The 23,516-nt window shown below is 52.4% G+C and carries 27 protein-coding genes; all 27 read left to right on the top strand.

The window, feature by feature from the left end; all coding sequences use genetic code 11:
• Positions 1–86: 86 nt before the first annotated feature.
• The 27 genes from IDM49_RS05695 (at position 87) to IDM49_RS05565 (ending at position 23,481) form a co-directional block, all read left to right on the top strand.
• Positions 87–536 (top strand): phage terminase small subunit, encoded by a 450-nt coding sequence (locus IDM49_RS05695; RefSeq protein WP_190725329.1) that lies wholly within the window; start codon positions 87–89, stop codon positions 534–536.
• Positions 537–539: 3 nt separating this feature from the next.
• Positions 540–2,219: a terminase gene (locus IDM49_RS05690; RefSeq protein ID WP_190725328.1), complete on the top strand. Its 1,680-nt coding sequence runs from the start codon at positions 540–542 to the stop codon at positions 2,217–2,219.
• A 15-nt stretch (positions 2,220–2,234) separates the two neighbouring features.
• Positions 2,235–3,677 (top strand): phage portal protein, encoded by a 1,443-nt coding sequence (locus tag IDM49_RS05685; protein ID WP_190725327.1) that lies wholly within the window; start codon positions 2,235–2,237, stop codon positions 3,675–3,677.
• Positions 3,678–3,691: 14 nt separating this feature from the next.
• On the top strand, positions 3,692–4,768 hold the full coding sequence (locus IDM49_RS05680) for a hypothetical protein (RefSeq protein ID WP_190725326.1): 1,077 nt from the start codon (positions 3,692–3,694) through the stop codon (positions 4,766–4,768).
• Positions 4,765–5,643: an AAA family ATPase gene (locus IDM49_RS05675; protein WP_190725325.1), complete on the top strand. Its 879-nt coding sequence runs from the start codon at positions 4,765–4,767 to the stop codon at positions 5,641–5,643. The genes IDM49_RS05680 and IDM49_RS05675 overlap by 4 nt, the downstream gene beginning before the upstream one ends.
• Positions 5,644–5,646: 3 nt before the next feature.
• Positions 5,647–6,021, top strand: coding sequence for a hypothetical protein (locus IDM49_RS05670; protein ID WP_190725324.1), 375 nt, complete (start codon positions 5,647–5,649; stop codon positions 6,019–6,021).
• A gap of 17 nt (positions 6,022–6,038) precedes the next feature.
• A complete protein-coding gene (locus tag IDM49_RS05665; protein WP_190725323.1) occupies positions 6,039–7,064 on the top strand; it encodes a major capsid protein in 1,026 nt (341 codons plus the stop codon).
• A 2-nt stretch (positions 7,065–7,066) separates the two neighbouring features.
• Complete coding sequence (locus IDM49_RS05660) at positions 7,067–7,363, top strand: hypothetical protein (protein WP_190725322.1); 297 nt, start codon at positions 7,067–7,069, stop codon at positions 7,361–7,363.
• An 11-nt stretch (positions 7,364–7,374) separates the two neighbouring features.
• Complete coding sequence (locus tag IDM49_RS05655; RefSeq protein WP_190725321.1) at positions 7,375–7,800, top strand: Gp19/Gp15/Gp42 family protein; 426 nt, start codon at positions 7,375–7,377, stop codon at positions 7,798–7,800.
• A 333-nt stretch (positions 7,801–8,133) separates the two neighbouring features.
• Positions 8,134–8,436: a DUF5403 family protein gene (locus tag IDM49_RS05650; protein WP_190725320.1), complete on the top strand. Its 303-nt coding sequence runs from the start codon at positions 8,134–8,136 to the stop codon at positions 8,434–8,436.
• Entirely contained in the window at positions 8,433–8,819 is a 387-nt protein-coding gene (locus IDM49_RS05645) for a hypothetical protein (RefSeq protein WP_190725319.1), read from the top strand. The genes IDM49_RS05650 and IDM49_RS05645 overlap by 4 nt, the downstream gene beginning before the upstream one ends.
• A 60-nt stretch (positions 8,820–8,879) precedes the next feature.
• Positions 8,880–9,503 carry a phage tail tube protein gene (locus tag IDM49_RS05640; RefSeq protein WP_190725318.1) on the top strand — a complete coding sequence of 208 codons (624 nt, stop codon included), beginning with the start codon at positions 8,880–8,882 and terminating at the stop codon, positions 9,501–9,503.
• 94 nt (positions 9,504–9,597) lie between these two features.
• A complete protein-coding gene (locus IDM49_RS05635; protein WP_190725317.1) occupies positions 9,598–10,014 on the top strand; it encodes a hypothetical protein in 417 nt (138 codons plus the stop codon).
• A gap of 71 nt (positions 10,015–10,085) precedes the next feature.
• Positions 10,086–10,391, top strand: coding sequence for a hypothetical protein (locus tag IDM49_RS05630; protein ID WP_190725316.1), 306 nt, complete (start codon positions 10,086–10,088; stop codon positions 10,389–10,391).
• Between the two features lie 24 nt (positions 10,392–10,415).
• A complete protein-coding gene (locus IDM49_RS05625; RefSeq protein WP_190725315.1) occupies positions 10,416–13,799 on the top strand; it encodes a phage tail protein in 3,384 nt (1,127 codons plus the stop codon).
• Between the two features lie 328 nt (positions 13,800–14,127).
• Positions 14,128–14,670 carry a hypothetical protein gene (locus IDM49_RS05620; RefSeq protein ID WP_193836682.1) on the top strand — a complete coding sequence of 181 codons (543 nt, stop codon included), beginning with the start codon at positions 14,128–14,130 and terminating at the stop codon, positions 14,668–14,670.
• Positions 14,671–14,678: 8 nt separating this feature from the next.
• Positions 14,679–15,554, top strand: a complete 876-nt coding sequence (locus tag IDM49_RS05615) for a hypothetical protein (protein ID WP_190725313.1) — start codon at positions 14,679–14,681, stop codon at positions 15,552–15,554.
• 3 nt (positions 15,555–15,557) lie between these two features.
• On the top strand, positions 15,558–16,652 hold the full coding sequence (locus IDM49_RS05610) for a hypothetical protein (RefSeq protein WP_190725312.1): 1,095 nt from the start codon (positions 15,558–15,560) through the stop codon (positions 16,650–16,652).
• Positions 16,653–17,900 carry a hypothetical protein gene (locus tag IDM49_RS05605; RefSeq protein WP_190725311.1) on the top strand — a complete coding sequence of 416 codons (1,248 nt, stop codon included), beginning with the start codon at positions 16,653–16,655 and terminating at the stop codon, positions 17,898–17,900.
• A gap of 21 nt (positions 17,901–17,921) precedes the next feature.
• Positions 17,922–18,089: a hypothetical protein gene (locus IDM49_RS05600; protein WP_190725310.1), complete on the top strand. Its 168-nt coding sequence runs from the start codon at positions 17,922–17,924 to the stop codon at positions 18,087–18,089.
• Positions 18,089–18,388, top strand: a complete 300-nt coding sequence (locus IDM49_RS05595) for a hypothetical protein (RefSeq protein ID WP_190725309.1) — start codon at positions 18,089–18,091, stop codon at positions 18,386–18,388. Before IDM49_RS05600 ends, IDM49_RS05595 begins: the two co-directional genes overlap by 1 nt.
• A gap of 73 nt (positions 18,389–18,461) precedes the next feature.
• On the top strand, positions 18,462–18,857 hold the full coding sequence (locus IDM49_RS05590) for a hypothetical protein (protein WP_190725308.1): 396 nt from the start codon (positions 18,462–18,464) through the stop codon (positions 18,855–18,857).
• The gene (locus IDM49_RS05585; protein ID WP_190725307.1) at positions 18,854–19,174 is read left to right on the top strand and encodes a hypothetical protein; all 321 of its coding nucleotides are present in this window, start codon (positions 18,854–18,856) and stop codon (positions 19,172–19,174) included. The genes IDM49_RS05590 and IDM49_RS05585 overlap by 4 nt, the downstream gene beginning before the upstream one ends.
• Positions 19,175–19,221: 47 nt before the next feature.
• Entirely contained in the window at positions 19,222–19,638 is a 417-nt protein-coding gene (locus IDM49_RS05580; RefSeq protein ID WP_190725306.1) for a hypothetical protein, read from the top strand.
• A 2-nt stretch (positions 19,639–19,640) separates the two neighbouring features.
• Positions 19,641–21,098: an SGNH/GDSL hydrolase family protein gene (locus tag IDM49_RS05575; protein ID WP_190725305.1), complete on the top strand. Its 1,458-nt coding sequence runs from the start codon at positions 19,641–19,643 to the stop codon at positions 21,096–21,098.
• A 14-nt stretch (positions 21,099–21,112) separates the two neighbouring features.
• The gene (locus IDM49_RS05570) at positions 21,113–22,075 is read left to right on the top strand and encodes a spherulation-specific family 4 protein (protein WP_190725304.1); all 963 of its coding nucleotides are present in this window, start codon (positions 21,113–21,115) and stop codon (positions 22,073–22,075) included.
• An 11-nt stretch (positions 22,076–22,086) separates the two neighbouring features.
• Positions 22,087–23,481 (top strand): glycosyl hydrolase family 28-related protein, encoded by a 1,395-nt coding sequence (locus IDM49_RS05565; protein ID WP_190725303.1) that lies wholly within the window; start codon positions 22,087–22,089, stop codon positions 23,479–23,481.
• Positions 23,482–23,516: the final 35 nt, after the last annotated feature.

Raw genomic sequence — 23,516 nt, 5'->3', positions numbered from 1 at the left:
TGTGTACGGGTCTGGGGGAATTGAGAAAGTCCTAGTCAAAACGTGATTTCGGTCTTAGAAAATGTGTTCGAAAGGGGTGTTTTTGTATGGCTGGTAATGGTCCTGCCCCTCAAAAAGACGCTATTCGGCGCAATAAAAAGCCTGAATTTACGCAGCTGATTGAGGACGGATCAGTTCATGGTCCTGACTTGCCCGAAGGCGTTCTTCCTGACGGTCAGCAATGGCATCCAGTCACTAGACAGTGGTGGGAGAACTGGCGTAGTTCACCGCAGGCGACGCGTATGCTCTCGGCGCCTGACTGGGATTATCTGCTTGATACCGCGCTGATCCACCACAATATGTGGATGAATGGTCGTTGGGATTTCGCTTCTGAGGTTCGTCTGCGTGTCGCAAAGTTTGGTGCTACCCCAGATGACCGCAACCGTCTCCGGGCCGAGATCGTGACCGTCCCAGAAGTGAGTGAAGGTCTTGATACTGACGTTATTCAGATGTCTCCGTATAAGAACCGTCGTGGACGTCTTCTGAGCGAGGAGTAGCCAATGCCTCGCACTCTCATAAAGCCTGAAGGTGCGACTCGTAAACGATCCCTTGGTTTTCTTGCTTGGTGGTGGATTGAGACTTTTCTAGTCAATGGTCCAGGTGATGCTCACGGAACGCCGGTCAAGCGCGGTGATGAGTTCGGCGGTTTTATTGTTGACTGCTATCTGCTCGATGAAAATGGAGACCGCCTTGTGGACTCTGCCTTTTTCTCCCGTCCGAAAGGTTGCGATAAGTCGGGTATGGCTGCGCATCTGGCGATATTCGAAGCTTTTGGGCCTTGTCGCTTCCTCGGCTGGGCGGAAGGTGGAGAATATTACGAGTTTCTAGGTCAGCGTTACTACTACTCCCCCGGTGAACCAATGGGCAGGCCGGTCACTGACCCTGTTGTACGTGTTATGGCGACCGAAGAAGGGCAGACTGGTAACACCTACGACAATATTTACGTGAATCTCACTGAAGGCCCGCTCTCAGCGCTGACCGCTCAAGGGATGGACGTAGGTTTGACGCGCGTAAAACTGCCAGACGGTGGCGAGATTGTACCGACTTCATCAGGCTCAGCGTCTAAAGACGGTGGCAAAGAAACTTTTGTGGTTTTCGATGAGACCCATCTGTACAACATCAAGCGCTTGCGCGATATGTACAGCACGGTCAAGCGAAATCTCGCGAAGCGCGCTAAAGGTGCCGGCACTTGGTATCTGGAAACAACGACTATGTACGCGCCAGGCGAGGATTCAATTGCTGAAGCCACCTACCAAATGGCTCAAGCGATTGAGGACGGCAAGTTCCGTGGACGCGCTCGCATGCTCTATGACCATCGTGGCTCTCAGCTGTCGGATCTCAATAATCATGACAAGCTGCGCGAAGCAATCATTGAGTCGTATGGCGAGGCTCTTGAATGGAACTCGGTTGAAGGCATCATGGATGACATTCTTGATTTGCGTTCAACGGTCAACGATTCACGCCGATACTTCCTGAATGCACTGGTGGAGGGCTCGAACGCATGGCTGACGCTGGACACTATTCAGAAAGCCACTGCTGGACTTCCCGAGAAATGGGGAGGCATCGTCAACAACGGTGACAAGATCACCCTGGGATTTGACGGCGCGCTAACCCACGATGCTACGGCTCTAGTTGCTTGCCGCGTGGAAGACGGCCTCATATTTCCACTGCTGATTCAAGAACGCCCAGACGGGCCAGAAGCTCGCGACTGGCGCGTAAATATCAAGAAGTTTGAAACCGCTGTAGATAGCGCCTTTGAGCGATTCGAAGTTGTAGGCTTCTTTGCTGATCCCCCGTACTGGTACGACCAGGTAGACGACTGGGAGAAGAAGTACGGCGACCGCCTCGTTGCAACCGCTACAGGTAAAGGCAAAATCGCTTTCTATACCTCGTTTGATTCATCGATGCACCGCGCACTGCAGCGCTTGAAGATTGCGCTTGGTGACGGCCGCGCGAAGGTCATTCCGAACCGGCAGCTCAAACGTCATTTACAGAACGCGCAGAAGTGGACGCGCTCGCGCAATTTCGAAGTGATCGGTAAAGAATCCAAGAACAGCGTCCGAAAGATTGACGCGGCTATTGCTGCAACTTTGGCGTATGAAGCTAGAGCAAATTATCTGGCTAAGCCTGAACAACAAGAGAAACCGAAAGATACGTTTGTGCCTTTCCGCGCTTACTAGGAGGGATGAAAACCAATGGCATTCAGTAAAAACTTGGTAGATACTCCCGGTAGTGATGAGTGGTGGGTCAAGCGTTTAGCTAAGTCTTTGGGCGATCGTCGGCCGCGCATCGAGAACCTACAGATGTGGCTCGATGGTAAGCCTCCGCCTCCGTGGGAGATGACGGGCAAACAGAACCGTGAGGCTTATGAGCGATTGCTTAGTATCGCGTCGTTGAACTTGGCTGAGCTGATAGTTTCTTCAACGCTGTATCGCGTGCAGGTTGAAGCTGTTAGTTCTGGTACTAATCCCACCGATGAAGAAGCGGCACGCATCATTGAGCTGATGCTTGCCACTGACGCATCGGCGCAGTTTCGCCAGGCTATTGAGTGGATGCTTTCTTTGTCTGTCTCGTACCTTCTGGTGCGTCAGGTTGAAACCGAAAACGGTATGGAAGGTCGCATTACGGCTGAGCATCCTTCTGAGGTAGTAGCTGAAGCTGACCCGCTAGACCCCGCGAAGAATGTCGCGGCTCTAAAGGTCTATCGCGATGACGCCCGTGGGCGTGATGTCCTTGTGCTTTATCGTGCTGGGTACCAACGCATAGCTTATAAATACGGTGCCACGAGTATCTGGAAGAATCGTGTCAGTCTGAACGGTTACGACTGGTCGGATGAGTTTTTTGATTCGGAATTTGTGGGTCGTGAAGATTCTGAGCTTGATGACGTGCCCATTTATACGTTGCTCAACCGGTTTGGTGTGGGTGAGTATGAGAAACATATTCCGCATATGCAGCGCATTAATCACACCATTCTTCAGCAGATGATTATCACCGTCATGCAGGCGTTTCGACAGCGCGCGGTTAAGGGTGTGCCCGGTACTGACCCGAAAACGGGTAAACAAATCGATTATGCCAATATCTTCACCTCTGATCCTGGCTCTTTGTGGATTCTCCCAGAAGCAGCCAACGTTTGGGAATCAGGGCAAGGAGATATCAATCAAATCATTTCAGCTGTCACCAAGGACGTTGAGCGTCTGGCAATTGCCGCGCAATCACCGCTTTATGCCTTGTCCTCAGATGCCGCTCAGCAATCAGCTGCATCTTCAGAGCTAATGCGTGAAGGCCAGATTTTCAAAGCAGAAGATTTGCAGAAACGACTGACCCCACGCTTTGCTGCAGCAATTTCTCACATGCTCAAATTCTCTGGTGAAAAGGATTTGGCTGACCGGCGAAAGATGCGCGTTATTTGGGCGCCGGCTCGACGCTCATCTCTACTCGAACGCGCGCAGTCTGGCCAGCTTGCGGCATCATCTGGGTTGCCTTGGCAGACAGTGGCGGAGAAATTCTACGAGTTCTCCCCCGCTGAGATTGAGCAGATGAAAGCGCACCGTATGGACGATGCTCTCAACGCCGTACTCAACGGCGCTAGCGCATTGACCACCTCAGACGTTTCAAACCAAACACCAGTTCAAGGCTAAGGCGGTGGTGAGATTTGGCTCAGAACAATCTCACCACCAAACTAGCCCAGACGGTGCTCAGCTCAGCAGGAATGCAAGGCCGCCTGGTGTCAGCAATGATGCAGGCGCTCGCTGAGATTTGGGGTTCGTTTGACGGCTGGTATGACGATGACGGCGTTGAGCAGGCTGCTCAACTCGCTGTTGATGCTGAACAGAGGGTTCTGGAGCAAGTGAAGACGTTGGCTGAGTCAACGATGCAGGCTTTGATGCTTCAGACTGGGCAAGCTTTGAAGGCCGAGGCACCTCAGCCGTTTGAGTATCCGCGCGGAGTTGATCCGTTAGAGGTGTGGAAGCGTCCTGCTGAGCAATACCGTTACGCTGTGTCTGTTGGCGAAACAGAGCAAGATGCGTTGTTGGCAGCGCTCGACCGTGTGGAGCACATCGCTAATACTGATGCGCAGCTTACGCGGCGTGATGCTCAGGTTCGTCAGCTACGGCGCTCGGACAAGGTTATTGGGTACCGACGCATAATTCATCCTGAACTCTCTAAATCAGGCGTCTGCGGTCTATGCATTGTGGCCGCGGACAGGGTTTACAAAGTTGATGACTTAATGCCGATTCATGACGGCTGTAACTGCGATGTAGCTCCCATAACTAAAGCTAATGATCCTGGCATGAGTCTGAACCAAGATGATTTGAAAAAGCTGTATTCAGCTGCAGGTGATTCAACCGCGGCTAAAGACCTAAAAAATATCCGTGTGGCATCCTACGAGCATGGTGAGCTTGGTCCTGTGCTAATTCGTGCCGGCGATAAATATCTAACTGAAGACGAGGCTAAAACTCGCAAACGCGCCCGCAAACCAAAAGTTGCTGTGGTCGATACCAGCAGCTTGCGATACCTACGCCAGAAAGAAGACCGTACTAAGCACGATTTGAACCGTCTTATTGGCAACGCGAGAACCCAGCATGAAGCGTATCAACGTCGCATCCAAGAACTTCGAGACAGCGGAATGTCTGCTCATGACCCGAAGGTCTTAGGAATGATTTTCGCTCGCCGCCGTATGGAACAAGAACTCAAAAAGTACTCGAAAGAATTGGAGAAAGTCGCATGAGCGTCAAGCTTATCGTTGGAGCTCCCGGCGTAGGTAAAACCACCTATGCACAGAAGCTCGCGCAAGAAAATGACGGCATCGTCGTAGACCTCGATGAGTACCGTAAAGCAGCTCCCACTGAGGATATCGCCCAGAAATGGCGACTGGATGCTGAAAACGCCGCCCACAGCTTCGAAAAAGATGTTTATGTGGTTCGCACTCTCGCTGACGCTAAAGAGCGCGCAGAAGCCGCTGAACGCATTAAAGCAGACGAAACCATCGTGTTGATGACTTCACCGGAAATCGCCAAGAAGCGTGTGACCGCTCGGGACGGTGATGACTCAAAGCACGAAGCGATTACTCAATGGTGGAACACCTTCAAGCCCAACAGCGGTGAAACAACCTTGGTGCTGGATGAAGACATCATTCCCGAACCTGAAGATGAAGAGCATGGTTCAGAGGATGACGCCAAAGACTCTGGTTCTACTGAATCTGACTCTGAGTCAGCGGAAGAACCAGACGAAGCTGACTCCCCGCAGTACACCGAGGAATCCATCGCTGAACTCCTCGAACAAGCCCGGCTCGAAGAGCGCAACAAAGTCGCATCAGAGTACGCGACAAAAATTTTCGATTCCAACTTCACCAGCTCAGCTCTATCCCGTGGAATCGACGAAGAACGTCTCTCCGTCATTCGAGCAGGCATCAACCCAGCTCTCTACGTCGGTGAAGGCGGTGAGCTAAAAAGCGATGAACTCAACGCGTTCTTCGATGCGCTCGCACCTGCTCAGTCTAAGCGCGGCCCGTCAAATCATGCAGGCTACCGTAACTCAACACCGATTTCCGGCAAAGAGCACGGCAAGGCGATGGCTGAGGAATTTCTCAACAAAGGAAGGTAAGAAATGGCTCTGATTACTAATAGCACCTCAAACCTCGGTGGTGACCAGTCATGGCTTGCGTCAGCGCACGCCATCTGGAACGGACGCTCAGTCACCGTTGATCTCTCCAAGTTCACCAAGGAAACCCATTACCCACAGGGGTTCATCCCCCAAGGTTTCCCCGTGACCATCGGAGAGGACGGTCTCGCAGTCCCCTACGACGGCACCAACCTCGCAGGACACCTGCTCAACGACTACCCCGTCGATGCAGTCAATGCAACCGGCAAGATTGAAGCCGCAGCACTACTCGACCACGGCCGCGTCGTTGCTTCAAAGGTCCCCTTCCAGGGATTCAAAGCGCCTGCAACTCAGGCTAACACCACCATCAATTACCTCTAAGAAAGGCGGCACACGATATGGGTGTCATCAACACCGAAATCATGGATCCGGCATCACTGACCGAATTCATGCGCACACTCTACGTGGCAAAGGAAGAAAAGGACGGCGTCCTCTCAGCCTTCTTGCCCAACTTCGACATCGACGGCGCAACCATCGATGTAACCGTCGAAGGCAACCGTCCCATTGAACCTGCGAAGTACCGCGCATTCGACGCAGAACCCCGTTTTGGCGCAGACGTGCCCATGGTACAGCGCACCATCCGACTCCTCCCCCTCTCAGAGCAGGGCAAGTTTGGTGAGCTTGATGCCATCAACGGCGGTCCTTCAAGCTCAATCGAAGCAAAAACCCGCTGGGCACAGCGCCGCGCATCACGCATCGTGAACTCATACTTTGAAGCACTCGAAGCAATCCGCGCTCGCTTGCTGCTCACGGGTAACCTCACCATTACTCAGGAAGACCTGAAGATTGATGAGTCATTCGGTCGCTCAGCAGAACACAACGTCACTGCAGCTACTTTGTGGAATGCCGGTGGCGATATCCTCGATGATATCGCTTTGTGGGTTGAAACCTACAAGAAGAATAACTTTGGGGCTGAGCCTGGCACCATTGTTGCCTCTGGTCGCGTTGTGCGTCAGATCGCCAAGAACGGTGCTTTCGCAACTCAGATGGTAAACGGCGGTTCACGCGCCGCAGGTATCGAAGATATCAACGATATTCTTCTTGGTCAGGGTCTCCCGACGCTCACCATTTTCGACCGTGCTAACGCTGCCGGCCGCCTCATTCCTGATGACCGCTTGCTTCTTCTGCCTGCACCCGGTGAGAAGTTCTCTACCGAAGCAAGCGAGCTCGGCGGTACTCCTTGGGGTACTACAGCGACTTCGCAGACTCCATCGTGGGGCATCTCAGATGCTGACGCTCCCGGTCTGGTAGCGGCACTCTTCGACAACGACAAGCCCCCTGTAGGTCTTGAGGTTGTTGCAGATGCGATTGCACTGCCTGTACTTGCAAATGCGAACCGTTCACTGGTTGCAAAGGTCTTCTAACCATGGCAGCTAAAGCTAAGAAGATTCTTACAGCCAGCATTTTCGTGCGTGACCCTAAAACTGATGAGCCGGTGTTTTTGGAAGCAGGGACGCCTGTTCCTCATGGGTTCGGAAAGCTGATTTCCGATGATCACTTTGTAACTGAAGGTACTGAGGTGAAGAAAGAAACCACAGTTGTTGAAACAACCGTGCATGAAGCTAATGCCCCGGTAACTGAGGTCGTTGAGGAAGTCACTACCGAGGTAGTCGAGAACAAATCTGATGAGTTGGACCCGGATAACGCGTTCGAGACCGAGTAAGGCGGTGTTGCATGGGCATTCTTGCAATTACTCCTGAAGAAGTGCAGTACGAACTTCGTGGCATCTTGGATATGAATGATGCTGGGGTTTCAGAATGGGTAATGACCCAGATTGAAAAGGCTGAGCGTCGCTTGTTTGCTCAGTGCCCACAGACCAAAACTCTCATCGAGCGTGAAGACACTGCCACCGCTGATATGGCGAAAGATATCATCATTGAAGCGGTGGCTCGTGTCGCCCGCACTAAAGCTGACGAAGTCGGTATTAAGTCTGAATCTGAAGACGGCTATAGCTATACCGTTGATCCATTGACCCGTTCCGGGAACATCTGGTTCCCCGACAAGGATCTAGCTCTGTTGGGATGCGGCGCTGCCGGCGACGTGTTTATCCCTCGCTCGGCGTCATTGGCTCGTGGAACTATCTGGGCTGGTGGGATCTGATGGGGCTACTTGGTTCTCCACGACACACAGTGCAAGTTTTCTTGCAACAGGCTGTCACAGATTCAATGGGCGCTATTGACCATGTTCAGACAGAAGAAGTGAGCGTTCGGTGCAATGTACACCCTGTTTCGGCTAATGAAGCTGAGCAGTATGGGTTGATTCTTACAGATTCGTATCGGATAACAGCTCCCGCTGGGACTTGGCCAGGTGAACCGAACTCGATAATTCGTTGGAACGGTTTCGATTTCAAGCAGGTCGGACGCCCTCGAATGTCTCGCATGGGGGTACGGACTCAAGCAGATCGCATTTTCATGCAGAGAGGCCAGAATACAAATGGCGTCAGTTGATAAGAACGCGGGTGTCATAATCGCTCGCATGGTATCAGCGTCGGGTGAGCTCGATAAAGCAGCAGAAAAAGTTGTTCAGCGAGCTCGCCAGAATGCCGCAGGGCATTCAAAGACAGGACACTATAGTTCGAGCTTCGGCACAGAAAAAGTACCCGGCAAAAAGGGAGTAGTTGATACTGTCGCCTACAACGATGACCCGAATGCGATGTCCATTGAATTTGGGCATTACACAAAAGGTGGAAAGTTTGTACCTGGTCAGTTCAACTTGACGAGAGCGGCACAAGAATGAATCCAACTGAATTTGTTCAAACTGTCCTTTCCCAAGCCATTGATGTACCAGTTCATTCGCAAGTACCCCTACAAGTGCCAGATACCTTTCTCCTGCACACCATGACCGCGAACCGGCCAGTAGCTAACGGGCCAGTGACCGCATCTATGGATACGTCGTTCGCGATTTCAGTCATTTCTCCCAGTAACGCAAAAGCCTTTGCAATTGCGCAGAAAGTAACTGAAATTTTCGAAGATATATACGAGCAGGGAAAAGAAGTTGGCAGTAGTGGTCTTGCATATTTCTCGGCTGAGATGTTGCCGCTGAAACAACCTAATGTTTCAGCAGTGACTGAGAAACTGTCTCATCAGTACAACGCTCAGTACCGTCTAATCATCACGTAAATAATTCAAGAACTCTAGGCACCTTCCGGGGTGCCTTTCATATTTAAGGAGGTAGTCAAGATGGCTAATGACCCTAATCTTGACCCTAAGACCTTGGTGGTGCCAGGGCACGGTAACGTCCTGATCTCCACTGATGAGACTGCTGAGCCGTTCGATATTACCGGCTTCAACATTAAGGACACGGCAACCTACGGCCCCGGTTGGGAGTCGCTTGGTTACACGTCGAAAGAGAACACCGTGGAGTTCTCCAAAGATGGTGGCGATGTCTCTTCAGTAGATACCTGGGAAGAAGACGGCATGGACACTACCTATGAGGCAACTCTGTGGAGTGTTCTTATTCGCGCGCTTTCGATGCAGCGTAAGACCTTTGAGTACGCTTTTGGTGGCGGTGAGTGGGATGATGAGCTTAAGGGCTACGGAATGGGCGATGTGGAGCCCATTACCAAGTCCATGATGATCATCTTCGCGCACAACGGTAAGCGTGCTGGCGCTTACATCCGACGCATTAAAGTCGGTGCTGGTGACGCTCCATCGATTGATCCCGAGCAGTTCTTTGAGATTGAGCTTAAGGGTGACATCCTCGCGTCTGACTCAGCGAAGTACAAGAAGATTTTCTGGTACTCGGCTCGTCCTTATGATGCATCGATTCCCCCGGTAACGGTAGAAGCACCTGACCAGGTTTAAACAAAACGCCCTCTTACCCCGCTGATGTGAGCCTCGCGGGGTAAGAGGTTCATTTTTGACGGCTCACATTTTCTCTCTATAGGAGGCTCACCTCGTGACTACTGCAACTACTGCCAAAAAGCAGGCAAAAACTGCTGGAGCAAAGCTCCCCCAGGATCACAAAGAACCTGCACAGTCCTACCGCGAATTGGACGGCGCAGAACTGCTCAAGCCCATCAGCCAGCTTCGACGCTCTGAAGCAGCGCTTCTCGCGCTAACCCTCGGACAGGCACTGGGCAAGGACATCGCAGGACTTGATGATGAAGCTTTTGAGTCCATGTCTGATGAAGACGCAATGGTACTCCTTTCATCCATGAACCCTGTGGGCATCAAGAACTTCATGGACATCATCGAAGACTCATTTGTGGTTGACCTCGAAGCTTGGAACAAGAAGTTCCCTATCAACCGCTGGCAGGACGCGATGAACCTATCACTGAACTACGCCGGTGAAGTGGGAAAAGACAAGAACTAGAGACCTGGTTCGAAGCACGCGAAGACCTAGTTGGGGATTTCCTTGCCCTTTACCAACGTGACCCCTACGAGATGGTATGGCAAGAAGATATCCGACCGCTTCTCGCGCTTATCAACCGGATCAGGCACGAACCCTGGTCTCTATACCGCGCCAACGAGCTAGAAGACATCAAACTCTTCGGCTACGACGCGACCGCCCAGCGATTAGACAACGTACAAGACGAACTCAAAAACACCCAGTTTGTTCTACAAAAAATCAACGCGGGCAAAAAACCGGTCAAATCACCCACCTATGTGGAAAGACCGGGTTCAAAAACAAATACAACACAGCAACCTACATCACTGGATGATGTGGGTTCTTTTTTTGCCGGAGCATAAGCACCCGGCATGGGAGGGGCACGAATGGCAGCAGCGGAAATTGGGCGCGTTGAAGTTCGTGCCCTCCCGAACACGAAAAGCTTTTATAAAGATCTGCTCAATGACCTACGCCAAGTAGAACGCAGTGTGCGTCTTGAACTCGAAGCAGAAATTGACGCTAAAACACTGCTCAACTCTGCGCGCGATGCTGCAAAAGCAACAGAAACAGCAATCGGAAAAATCGACATCAACGTCGATGTCGATACAGCCCGCGCAGAACAGAAACTCAACTCACTCGACGATGACATCACCGCCACCGTCAACGCAGACGCAGATACTGGCAAGGCATCAGCTACTCTTGCTACCCTCGCGCGCGCTCGCACAGCAGTTATCAACGCGCGCGTCAGCACCTCCTCGATTGCGTCCGCTAAAGCTGCGCTTGCGTCTTTATCTGGTGGCAATGTCCTCAAGGGCATTGGTACTGGCTTGAGCAATCTGTTCAGGAATTTTGACACTATCGGTGTGAAAGCCACTACCGCTTCAACCGCTATCGCTGGTCTAGGCGCGGTAGCTCTTGGTGCGTCAGGTCAGCTTCTCAGTATCGGTTCAGGTCTTGCCGCGATTGCTCCGGCGGCCTTAGCGCTCCCCGGTATATTTACCGGGGCTGCCGTTGGTGTGGGTGTCCTCGTCTCGGTGCTGAAGGATTTACCTACTGTCCTAGGTGATCTAGCCCCGCAATTCCATGCATTGCAAGATTCAATGTCTGCCGCTTTCTGGGACCGTGCAGCTCAGCCTATCCGAGACATGGTCAATACAGTAATGCCGGCACTTTCTGGCTCACTCACTGAAGTAGCCGGTCAGTTCGGCGGCTGGGCGACAGCTATTGCTTCCGCGGTCTCTTCATCTCACTCAATTGCGGTCATGACTGGATTCTTGCAGAACATGCGAGATGCCATCAACACCGCAGGCGACGGCGTGGGCTCCATGGTGCAGGGACTTATCAACCTCGGTGGAGTGGGTTCAGCATATATGGCTCCACTAGCTTCCACGTTCAATGACCTCGCTTTCAGCTTCGAAGACTGGACTACGCGCGTTACCGCATCCGGTGAAATATTTAGCTGGATTGACGGAGCAATCGCTAACCTCAAACTCCTTGGTTCAGCTGCCATGTCCGCAGGGGGAATTATCGGTGGACTTGTAAAAGCCGCAAACGCCGCAGGCGGTGGTGGTCTCGGTGCATTAGCTGAAGGTCTAGAGCGCATCAACCAGGCTGTCAACGGCCCCGCATTCCAAGGGGCGCTCACTACCGTATTTGAAGGTGCGTACGCCGCAATTTCAAATCTTGGGCCAGGTGTCCAAGCACTCGGAAACGCTTTCATTGCTCTTGCTCCCACCATTAGCGGTGCAATGTCGATGGCAGGTGAAGCAATATCGAACCTCGTTTCAGGGCTCGGTCAAGCCCTAGCTGACCCTGCGCTCGGCGCGGGTATTACTCAGATGTTCCAAGGCATCGTCACCGCGTCACAGGCGCTTCAACCTGCTATCGGCGCGCTCGCCCCCTTGTTTGGAGCTCTAGCGTCCACCTTCGGAACGCTAGTAGCTACGCTTGCACCCGTAGTCGCGCAGATCGCAACCGGCCTAGCACCAGCATTCACACAGCTGATGACATCCTTGCAACCAGTAATTGAAGCTATCGGCGCGAAGCTCTCAGCGGCACTCACAGTTGTGATACCGATTATCGCGCAGATTGTTACCGCGATTGCTTCATGGCTATCTGCAAACCCGCAATTGGCCGCGGGACTGCTCATCGCCGTAGCCGCGGTTGGAGCGTTTATCGCAGTCATCATCGGCATTGTTACCGCGGTGGCACCTGTGGTCAGCGCAATCGCAGCAATTGTCGGTGTGATCGGAGCGGCCGCAGCAGCATGGATCGCAGCAGGCGTCGCCATCGCAGTAGCAGTAGCGGCACTCGTCGCGCTCGTTATCGCGAACTGGGACACCATCGTCCAGTGGACCACCACAGCATGGAATAACATCGTCACGATTATTCAGACTGTATGGACGTCAATCATCACGACCGTGACAACGTTCGCGATGCAGGTCGTAACCTTTATCCAAGCTGCGTGGGCAGGCTTGGTAGCCATCGCCTCAGCACTCTGGAACGGAATCGTGACGGTCATCGTCACTGTGTGGACAACCATCATCACGACTGTCACGACCTACGCAATGCAGGTCGTAACATTCATCCAGGCTGCCTGGGCAGGCTTAGTAGCCATCGCCTCAGCACTGTGGAACGGCATCGTCGCAGTTATCACAGCCGTTTGGGTTTCAATCATCACGACTGTAACGACCTACGCAATGCAGGTAGTCAGCTTCATAACATCAGCGTGGGCAGGGTTAACCGCCATCATCTCCGGAATATGGTCAGGAATCACCGCCATCATCTCCGGTGTATGGACATCAGTCGTCTCGATCGTATCCACAGCAGTAATCTCAGTAACCTCATCTATCAGCTCAGGATTCAACGCTGCGCTCGCTGTGGTGTCTTCCATTATGAGTTCGATTGGTTCGACTGTTTCGAGTATTTGGAGCAGTATCGTGAGCTGGGTTGCTAGCGCAGTAGCGAATGTCGTCAGCGCAGTGAGCTCTGGTTTTAGTTCTGCACTGAGCGTTGTTTCTAGCATCATGTCGTCCATCATGAGTGTTGTCAGCTCTATATGGTCTTCAATCACTTCGTTCATCAGCTCTGCTATCAGCAATGTTCAATCTGTGATTTCGGCTGGTTTTAGCGCGGCACGAAGCATAGTCTCCAGCGTTCTGAGTTCAATTCTTTCGATTGTAAGCAGTATTTTCGCATCTGTAGTTTCGACTATTTCAAGCGCGATTTCTCAATTTCAATCAATTGTTTCAGCAGGTCTAAGTGCTGTAGTCGGCTTCTTCACGCAACTGGGTGGCAACATCATCTCCACCTTGTCAGGGGTTGCTGGTCAAATGGTGTCTGTCGGCACACAAATGATTCAGGGTCTCATCAACGGCATTAAGTCAATGGCAGGCGCAGTTGTATCAGCCGCTAAAGGTGTAGTAGATGGGGCGATTAGTGGGGCGAAGAACCTACTCGGTATTCACTCGCCATCGCGTGTATTCATGAAAATTGGTGCTTATACCGGTGAAGGCATGGCGATTGGCCTTGCTAATGAACAGGACAATGTTCAAAAAGCAATGGGGAAGATGGTTGCACCGCCCTCTCTGAGTCCGGTTACTGTACCTAAGTTCAACCTGGTTGAAGCAGATTCTTTTGATGCGCGTAGTGGCCGAATCAACGAAGGTGTCACAGTAAACGTCCAGAACCCTGGGTGGATTGAACCTGATCATTTTGGCCGACGTGTTGGAGAATCTTTGGCTGTCACACTAGGGAGGTTAAATGTCTGATACCGCTATTCGTTATGCACGGCTTGATGGTGCACATGGAAGTCTAGTGCTCTCCAACCGAGAATCAGGGCAAAAATCACGATTTTGGTTGACGGGGCTCGACGGATGGTTTGGAGGAGTCGGGGTCTCTGGTGAGCAGTCCCAAAGAGGACTAGGACATGGTCTATTTCTGAGACCTGCCAAACGTACGGGACGTGTGCTTACTCTTCGAGGGACATTAATTTTCCCAGATGATCCTACGCGTTTGGTAGCCGACCGTTTTCTCTCTGGAATCCTTTGGGACGGAGAATACGGAACATTAACTGTCTTAACCGATTCCTTAGAGTTGATGTGCGAAGTTCGACTCGATGGCGATATCAAGCATACGTATAAAGGATTGCAGTCAGCTGAAATACAGATTCCGCTAGTTGCAGCAGACCCATTTTTATATGGACCTCCACAACGTTTTCAAATCTACCCAGCTGGCGCTGGCACAGGTCTTATGTACCCTCTCTTTACTACGAAGAAAGCAGTAGATGGAACACCAGTGCTAGATTGGGGCGCCGGCACACCTGTGGGTGGTAGTGGAATCAACGAGGGAAACGCCACCGCGTACCCAACAATCACTGTCCGTGGTGACTGGCCAGCAGGGTTCACACTCACCGCTAACGGCAAGCGCCTGACCTACGCCGCGCCGGTACACAATTCCACACCTGTGGTCGTGGACTGCAAAACCGGAAGCGTACTCACCGGCGATATGGATAAAACCTACCAGCTCACAGAACGCGCATGGCTCGCCGTAGACCCCGAGTCAACCTTTCAGCCCACGATCCGGGCACTTGCCCCTTCCAGCGGCTGGGCTGACGTCGAAATTTCAAGCACCTACATCTAGGAGAAAACATGGTTTCTGTTGGCTTCGGCATGGGCCCTGACCAAAACGGCACCAGCACCCAACCTGAGAACATTCAGGTGATTACTGCCGCTGAGTACGCTAACCCCGGTATTCTCGCCGGGGTGGAGGTATCCACGGGTACGGATATGCGGTACAAGGTAGCTGCTGGTGCAGTAATTATCGCCCTGGATAAGACGCACTATGTGAAGTGCGCAGTCGATGATCAGTACACTGCACCGGTCACAGCACCAGCCACAGGCACACGCACCGACATTATCTATGTGAAACAGAACTTACCCGCCGCTAACGGCAACAACGCAGTGGTGGTAGGCGTCGGCGCAACGGTACCTGTGAACGCTCAAGAGATCGCGCGGTACACGGTGAGCGCTGGGGCCACTGCATCGAACCAGTTCACCCGCACCGGCAACACCATTTATGCCCGCCCTATCGGTGGCATGCTCGGCTTGCTGGGGGACGCGGTGGATATGGATACCAGCGAGCACACCAACGAACTGTTGACGCGTGGCTCAGTGAGCATCTACGTGCCCACTGATCGCTACTGTGAGCTGTCGCTAGCATCGTGTGTTTCTACCTCTGATACAAACGGTAACGTATTCGATGAAACAGGCAGCGTGGTCTACAAGTTCTACCAAGACGGCGCGCTCATTGCCTCCTGGGAGCGCCCTTATAGCCGGTACTGGGACATCAAACAGTATGTGCGCGGCGTGACCATGCAAGCCGGACGACACACCTTCAGCTACACCGTTCAGCGCCGCTTCGCTCCCTCTGGTGCCTCGGGTAAGTGGAAGGTGCGTTACGGGTACACCGAGAAATTTCCCGGTGACTATTTCGCTATTACCGACCGTGGCGTATGGAAAGGCTAACCCATGGGCTGGAAGGTCTACGCTCTCCGTACCCTCACCGGTGAAGTAGGATCACGCTACGACCCGGTAGACGCTAACTGGAGCATCACGCTGAACAAGATTGAAGATTTCAGCGTAACTATTAAAAAGCGTGCATTGCTGAATCGTGAACGCCTCTGGTTCTCCCCGTGGGGCGGTGGCGTGTTGATGACTTACACTGATGCGTTCGGGCGTGAAGAACCTATCGTCGCTGGTCCCATTATTGATTATGGGTACGAGACGGTTGATGAACTCACCTTTGAATGCGCTGGTATTCGCTCTATCTTTGAGCACCGCACCGTGGAGAAAAACCTTGAATACAAGGCCATGACCTACGGGGATATTGCGTGGGCACTGGTTCAGCACGGTATGGATAAGATCGGCGGGCAACTGCCAATCACCCACGGCGTACCTGCTGAACCGGGGCGGTATCAGCGTACCTATGAGGCGTGGAATCTTGCGAATAACCAGATTGATAAGCGCCTCACTGAGCTATCTGAGGTCATTATGGGCCCGGATATTATGTTCCGCCCGCGGTGGGCTGATGATTCACACACGCGCATCGTGTGGGTGCTGATGCATGGCACGTCGCTATCTACGAGTATTCCGCAGCAGTTCACTCCTGATTTTGATACGACGGTGCCGGTGGCTGATATTGGGCTGCCGTCTATCGCCTCGTCTGCTGCCATGTTGACTAACCGTGTGTGGGTCACTGGTGCTGGTGAGGGTGAGGGTATTGAGCGCGTGAAGTCTGAGAACTTCGATACGGTGCGCGCGGGTTACCCGTTCCTTGAAACAGTGCAGTCTAATTCTGACGTGAAAAGCTCTTTATCATTGCAGCAGAAAGCAGACGGCGCACTACTTGCCGGTCGGTCCATGATTGACCAGGTGACGTTTACGGTACGCGCTAATTCTCGTAAGCACCCAGTGACCTCATATTTTGTGGGTGATACCGCAAACGTGACACTAGAGGGGTGGTTGAATATCCCGGATGGTATGCGGTCGATGAAAATTCTTAGAGCTAATGGTGATCTGTCGGACGCTGTTCAGCTGGCATTTCAGGAAGGTGTGTGGCAGTAGGTGGCTAAGTGGGTTGATATTGATCCTAAGAGCCCGACTGATTCTTTGAAGAAGTTGTTGGCTGATACTCGCAATAAGCAGACGGTGCCTCATGGTGTGAAGGTGGCTGGTTCTGATGAGCGAGTAGTATTTTATGATTCGTCTGATACTGCTCGTGTGTGGGACGGCGACACTATTGCCGCTTATGACAAGCGCATCCAAGATGCACAAGAGCAAATAAAAATTACCGGTGACTCACTGCATAATACTGAGCAGAATCTGGCAGGTGCTTCCGAGCGTATTAAGGCTGTTGAGGGTGCGACGACTCCGGTTGCTATTGGTGATACGGCGGCGGCGCAGATTAATGACCGGCAGTTATTGGTGGGCCGGGATGCTATTCTTACGGGCACGGTTGATATTGCTCAGTTGAACGTCACAGGTGAGATGTCAGCTGAGATTGCCCGGTTCATGTCCGTGGAGTCCAAGAAACTCGTGGTCACTGAGGATGCGATTATGAACCGGGTTACCGTGATTCAGGATATTGTGACCCCGCAGCTGATCGCGCAGAAGATTGATGTGAAGAACCTCGGGGCGCAGTTGGTGACTGCTGGTGCTTTGCAAACGGATTCTGCGGCGAACCGTGGCGTGAAGATCAGCAACTCCGGCATGCTCGCATACAACGATGCGGGGACGCTCACTATGCGTCTGGACGGCAAAGACAACTACCTTGTCGGCAACCTCTCCACCTCAGGTGACGCGCAGACCGGCATCAATCTAGTGCATAAGGGAAATGTCGCTGGTGTCGAGCTGTTTTCTCCCACACGTGCTAGTGATAGTTCGCTTCTCTATTCTCACGGTGCAATGTGGTACACAACACCTGGTTTCCCGCCTGATTTACGTGGGCTTTCAATTTTCGCCACGGATAAAAGCGCAGTACAATCCGGTGATCCCGGCATTATGCTACGCCCAGCAATGGGCATCGGTTTTCAGGGCAGGTTCAGCCCGTTCGGGTCGGCGTTCAAGTCTGGCTCATACACTCATAGCGGGCTAGATGCTAACAACTACTTCACCTTTAGAGGGACGTTTGCAGGAAGTCTTACTGCTGGTACACAGGCTTGTGTGCTGATTTCTGTGGTGACGGCGAATAAGAATGAGATGTCATGGGGTATCTCTAATGACGGCGCTACGGGTTTTGATGGGCTAATTAAAAATATGACGCCGCGTGCGACGGGCACGGTGTGGGTTAAGTGGGTAGCGTTCGCAATCTAAGGAAGCAGAAGGAAAGAAATTATGGTTGAGAAAGATTCAGTAGAGTATTGGCAGACTAAGGCCGTGTATTGGCAGAGCGAGGCTCAGCGGTTGCAAGCCGCAATGATTGACCGCGATATTCTCAGCGGAAACATCTCTCTGAATGTTGTTGAAGAAAGCGCTGATTCCAGTAAAGCAGGTGATAAGTAATGGCTACATCGTCGGCGGCAATTATTAAAGCTGCAAAAGATAACGATCTGCGTGAGCGGTTTATCGCATTAGCTGCTGAACAGGGTATCGATAATCCTCATGGCTTTATTGACTCGAAGTTGCAGCAGCTGGCATCAGCTAAGGTAGGTGCAGGTGAGGATACTATCGCCAGCGTCTACGAATATGCTGATGCGATTTACAATCAGGAGCTTAGTAAACTCACCCCGCCTGGTAAGAACCCTGCCGCTGTGACTGATGAACACATCCGGTATGCACTCAATGTTTTGCGTTCTGAGTAAAGGTGGTGGGCTGATGCGAGAGTATATACGCAATCTTTGGCGGAATGTCCCCCCGCCTCGTGAAGCCACCGTGATGATGGGATTTGTTTACTTGTTTGCTGTCACGCAGGGTATTTGGAGCTTCTTCGTTCCCTCGGATGGCGCAGAGCACTTCGATCAATTCGTAAGAACATGGGTTCTCGTGCTGCTTGCTGGCGGCGGGGTTATCGGCTTCCTATCTTTGCCGTGGGGTGTGTGGATGCTGGAAAAAGCCGGCATCTTCATGCTCCTCGGAGTGGAGCTAATTCACCTCACATGGGTGGTGATTGATATTGATGGGAATGGTCTTGTGGAGCCGGGCAAATTCTGCCGTCTCGGAATCATTATCTTCTTCCTCATTAAAAGATACTTTCAAATTCGAGGGCGCGATCTAGACCCCACACACACAGGCACTATCCGAATTTGCAGTAAAAAGTCAGGTGGTGCATGAGTGCTTTGGATTCGCTTCTTGCCCACCTTCCAGAGTATTTAGCGTGGCTTACTACCGGTGGCGGTGGCATCATCATCTGGAATGCTTATCGTAAGTGGCGTGATGGCCGTGCGCAGGAGCAAAAAGAGGCTGAGCAAGCAAAGCTCAAAGAAAAAATGTATGGGCGCCTCTTCTGGGAGATTGAGGCGCGCAATCGGCGCCGTATGCAGGAGTACGCGTCTGAGCTGAGGGCGCTTCTTTTTGCTCACAGTGTGCCGCCTGATGAGATACCGCCTTACCCTGATTTGGAGAAGGTGCAAGAAATTTATGACGAGTAAGACCCCGGTAGATACCGGGGTCTTTGTTTTTAAGGAGCTGACGCCCTTTGGCACAGTACGGAAAAGTGCAAGGTCAATTCCTCGCACAAGACGGCCCGCAAACACCGCTGAGTGGACAAATAATTTTCTACCCGCGCCGTCTCGCAGCAGACCCCGGCATCGATTACCCCGCAGTGCCGGTCACAGGTGTTCTCAATGAATTTGGTGAGCTCACCGCTAAAGACGGCACGCCACTGGTGCTGATGCTCGGCGAATGGCGTGCAGTATTCCTGCTGCGCCATGAGGGGCGAACTGTCCCTATTACCCCCGTAAATTTTTCTCTCACCGGAGACGCCTGGATAACCCATACCCCCGGCACCGGCTGGGGCTTTGAAATCGTGCCGAATGGTGACGGCACCGCGCGCCTTATCGCGCCGGAAATCACCATAAATGAAGATGGTACCGCTACAGTAAGGATCGCCTAATAATGGCAACTACCGTAAATTTCGCATTGACCGATTCAGATGGGCAGCTCACGGGTAAACCCCTTGCCCACGTACAAGGGCTGGCTAAAACCGCTGCTTCGGCTGTTGAGGCTAAAATTCCTGATATTTCAGGGTTAGCTACTAAGGCTGAAATTCCTAGCACTTCTACCTTTGCTACGAAGACCGACTTGACCTCTTTAGCTACTAAGACTGAAGTTTTTGGTCTTGTGACTAAGAGCGAGTTTGATTCTTTCAAGGCTACTGCTGGCACCGGTTCTGCTGCCGCTGTTTCTTCAAAGTATGTTCCTTTGGCGCTTACTTTGGGTCAGATTGATACCGCCGCTAACTACTACACGAAAACTGCTGATGCGGTGCGTTTCCCACTGAAATTCAACGCTACTATCAGCAAGTGGCGTGTGCATATCCGCAACGTGAACCCCATGTACGGCACCGTGAAAACCGGCGCTATCAACGTCACTGGTCTTGCTTTCGGCGCTCACGATACCGCTAACCCTGGCAAGTATTCTGGTGCTCCTACTAAGATTCAGGACGCTTTCACTACCCCTGCTGATGGCTCTGATTGGGTTTCTCCGTGGTTCACTCAGGATATTGGTGGCAATAAGGAAAACCTTTTGGAGCTTGCTTACTCAGGCGCTGCGGCTTCGGGGGTGATTGGTCTTGCTGGCGGTTGCTACACTGCCGGCGCGACAAAGTTCATGGACACTACGACTACTCCATGGTCTGTGAATACTGCGCCTTTTTTCGTATGGATTGAGGCTGAGACCCCCGCGTCAACCCCTGTGTACACCTTCTTCGGTGACTCACTTACCGTGGGTATTGGCTCAAACCTGCCTGTATTCCAGTCGGTCGGTTCGCAGTACGCCCGTAAGAACGGCGGCCTCCCGATTCATTACGCGGCTTCTGGTGACACCATGAAGTCCTGGATTGACGGCGGGGACACCTCTATCAAGGTAAGCCAGTGGGACTCCTTGGCTAAGGGCGACGTGCTCGTTCATTCGATGGCGTCAAATGATATTTTCTCCCTCTCTGGCACTGGCGATTTGCAGACCGTCAAGGATCGCTTCACTGCATCGCTAGCTTTGATGAAGAAGCATGTGAAGACTGGCGCAGATGTTTTCGCTACCACTATTTTCCCGCGCGACAAGATTACTGGTGCTCAGGAAGATTTGCGCCGCGCGTACAACACCTGGCTGGCGCAGCTTGATGAGGCGGGCACTTTGAAGCGTGTCTTCGAGTGGGTCTCTGTTATCTCCAATGATGATGAGACCATCAAGACTGAGTACGGCTCTGTGGGCTCTACCCCTGATGGTATTCACTTGAACCAGGCTGCGTATGGTGCTTTGGCTGATGCTTTGACACTGCCGGTGGCTGTCGCTGGTGCGGGGTCGAATATCGCTATCACTGATAACGGTAACGGCACCGCAACTATCAGCATCTAGAAAGGACTGAAAGAGTGACTCAGAAAATTACCGTACTCACCACAGATGAGCGCGGCAGATTCAAGGGTGAAGCTCTTTCCCAAGTAGAGGAATCAAATGCCCTGGCTGTGGAGCGATACCGCTTCCGACCAGGGCAGCGCCACCTTTCACCCATCACTTACTGGTGGGCTGACTGGTATAGCGGCGATTCTTCTAAATGGGGTAAGACGCTGACACTTTCCGATGCCTTGGGCTTCGTCATTCTGAATATTTCTTCTGGCTCTGGCACCGCAAAGGATGCTGACTGGGAGGAACAGGCGCGGCGGGCTAAAACATCTGGTGCGCGCGTGCTGGGCTACGTTCGTACCACCTTTGGCAAGCGCCCCAAGGCTGAAGTCATGCAAGAAATCCAGAATCATATTGATTGGTATGGAGTGGATGGTGTCTTCCTCGATGAGGCTGTCAATGGCTGGGACGATGCGCAGAAGCCCTATATCCCTTACTACCAAGACCTTTACGACTCCATCAAAGCAAAATATGGGGAAATCTTCTGGGTCATCAATAATCCTGGGAGCAACACGGTTGAGGCAATGGTGAGTACCGCTGATGTGCTGATGACGTATGAGCAGTCAGCAGAAAAGTACCTCGCCCCAGAAGTGCCAGTGACACCCGATCACTATCGCAAGTACCCTTCGAGCAAGTTCTGGCATGTGGTGCACGACGTGACTCAAGAAAATTACGTCGCGGTGATGGAGAAAGCAGCTGCCGAGCACGCAGATCATGTGTATTTGACGGACCTTTCTTTCGTGCCCTCACCTGACCCACAAACCCCGGCGGTAAACCCGTATGCCGCTCCGCCCTCTGATTGGCTGTTAGAGCGTCAGCTCATTTGGGCGCGTGGAGGTCTTGAGCTCCAAAAGCAAATTGATTCAATCCAAACAGGTGCAGCGCCCGCCGTCTCTGACAACGGCGACGGCACCGCGACTATCACCCTATAAGGAGCAATATCTTGGCCACTCTTACAGTGCCCACTATCAAAAATGGTGAGCTTGCTGGTGAGGGTCTCAAGGCGGCGCAGAACGTTAGGCTCGGGCTGAGTTATAACGTCTGCGCCCCGCGCTACGGCGCTGACCCAACCGGCAACACAAATTCAACTGCCGCTTTCCAGAAAATCTTTGATGAAATCAAAGTTAATTATGACAAAGGCTACGGCGGTGCAACCGTGCACGTGCCGGCAGGTACTTATCTGATTACTCCCGGTGTGCTGGATATTCCTGGGCGTACTGTGATTCTTGGTTCGCCTAAGAACACGGTGTTTGTTCCAGATAAGCGCAATGTTCCCTCTGGTGGGTTCACTGAGCCGACAGCTATGTTCGGTATCGGATCCTGGTCAAAGCCTACCGGTGGGGACGCGGGCGATCAGTATCGTATGCGCTCAGGGCTTGAAAATATCGTCATCAAGGGCGTGTGGAAGTACGATTGGCAGGCATCTAGCGGGATTATCAAGAATCTTACTGGTGTCCTCTTTAACACCAATCTGACCAGCTCACCACAGAACCCGGACGCCTACCACCATCTCTCGAACATTGAGATTTGGGACGTAGATTTCGGAATCCTGCTGATTGGTCCCGACGACCAAGGCATCAAAGCAGAGAACATTCATATTGACCGCACGAACTCCGCTGGGCTTATCGTGGGGCGTCCACTGTGGCATCCACAGCAAATCAGCTCATCAGGTGCTGATAACCACTTTGTGAATCTCGATATTCACGGGTGCAACAAGGGCGGCGGCGATTTCGCGGGCGTTGAAGTGTACTCCTCGAACTGCGTGTTCGTGGCATGCAAGGTCTGGTACGTGCAGCGCACTCTCACTGACAATATGACCATGGGAGCGTCTGCTACTGACACTGATCGCTTCTGGCGTGTACGTCACGGCGCAGGATTCTACATTCGTGGGTCCCGTAACCGCCTGATTGGGTGTGAATCGCAAGAAACCGGCGGCGCATGCTTCGTACTAGCAGGTGCTCAATTGCAGGTCATTGGTTGCTCAGCTGACTCTGCATCGGTATTCTCTCAGGCGGGCGTGGTCAATACTGGCACGAAGACCTCAACGCTGTCGGGTACCGCACCGGGTTTCTTCATCACGAACTGGGCTCATGACCTCGCTATGAGCTCGTGCCACGTTTATTCAATGCACGGGCCGGGGCAGCACAAGTGGGGGTATTACGTGGAGTCCTACAGTGACACCATGGACATCACCGGATGCCGCGCTACTGACCTGACTGATCCAGCTCTTGCGGTGTCTATACCTAATACTTTTGCTAAGACCGGGGACGTTTATATCCAAGTCAATAACAGTATTTACACTGACCACGTCACGCGAGCAATTACGCTGGCTCCGTAGGGACTCATTCTTTGAGTCCCTTTTTTATTGCCCCC

This window comes from Rothia terrae (assembly GCF_014705925.2).
GTDB lineage: Bacteria > Actinomycetota > Actinomycetes > Actinomycetales > Micrococcaceae > Rothia > Rothia terrae.
The sequence above is the reverse complement of the archived record's forward strand: the minus strand, read 5'-3'. Positions and strand labels throughout refer to the sequence as shown.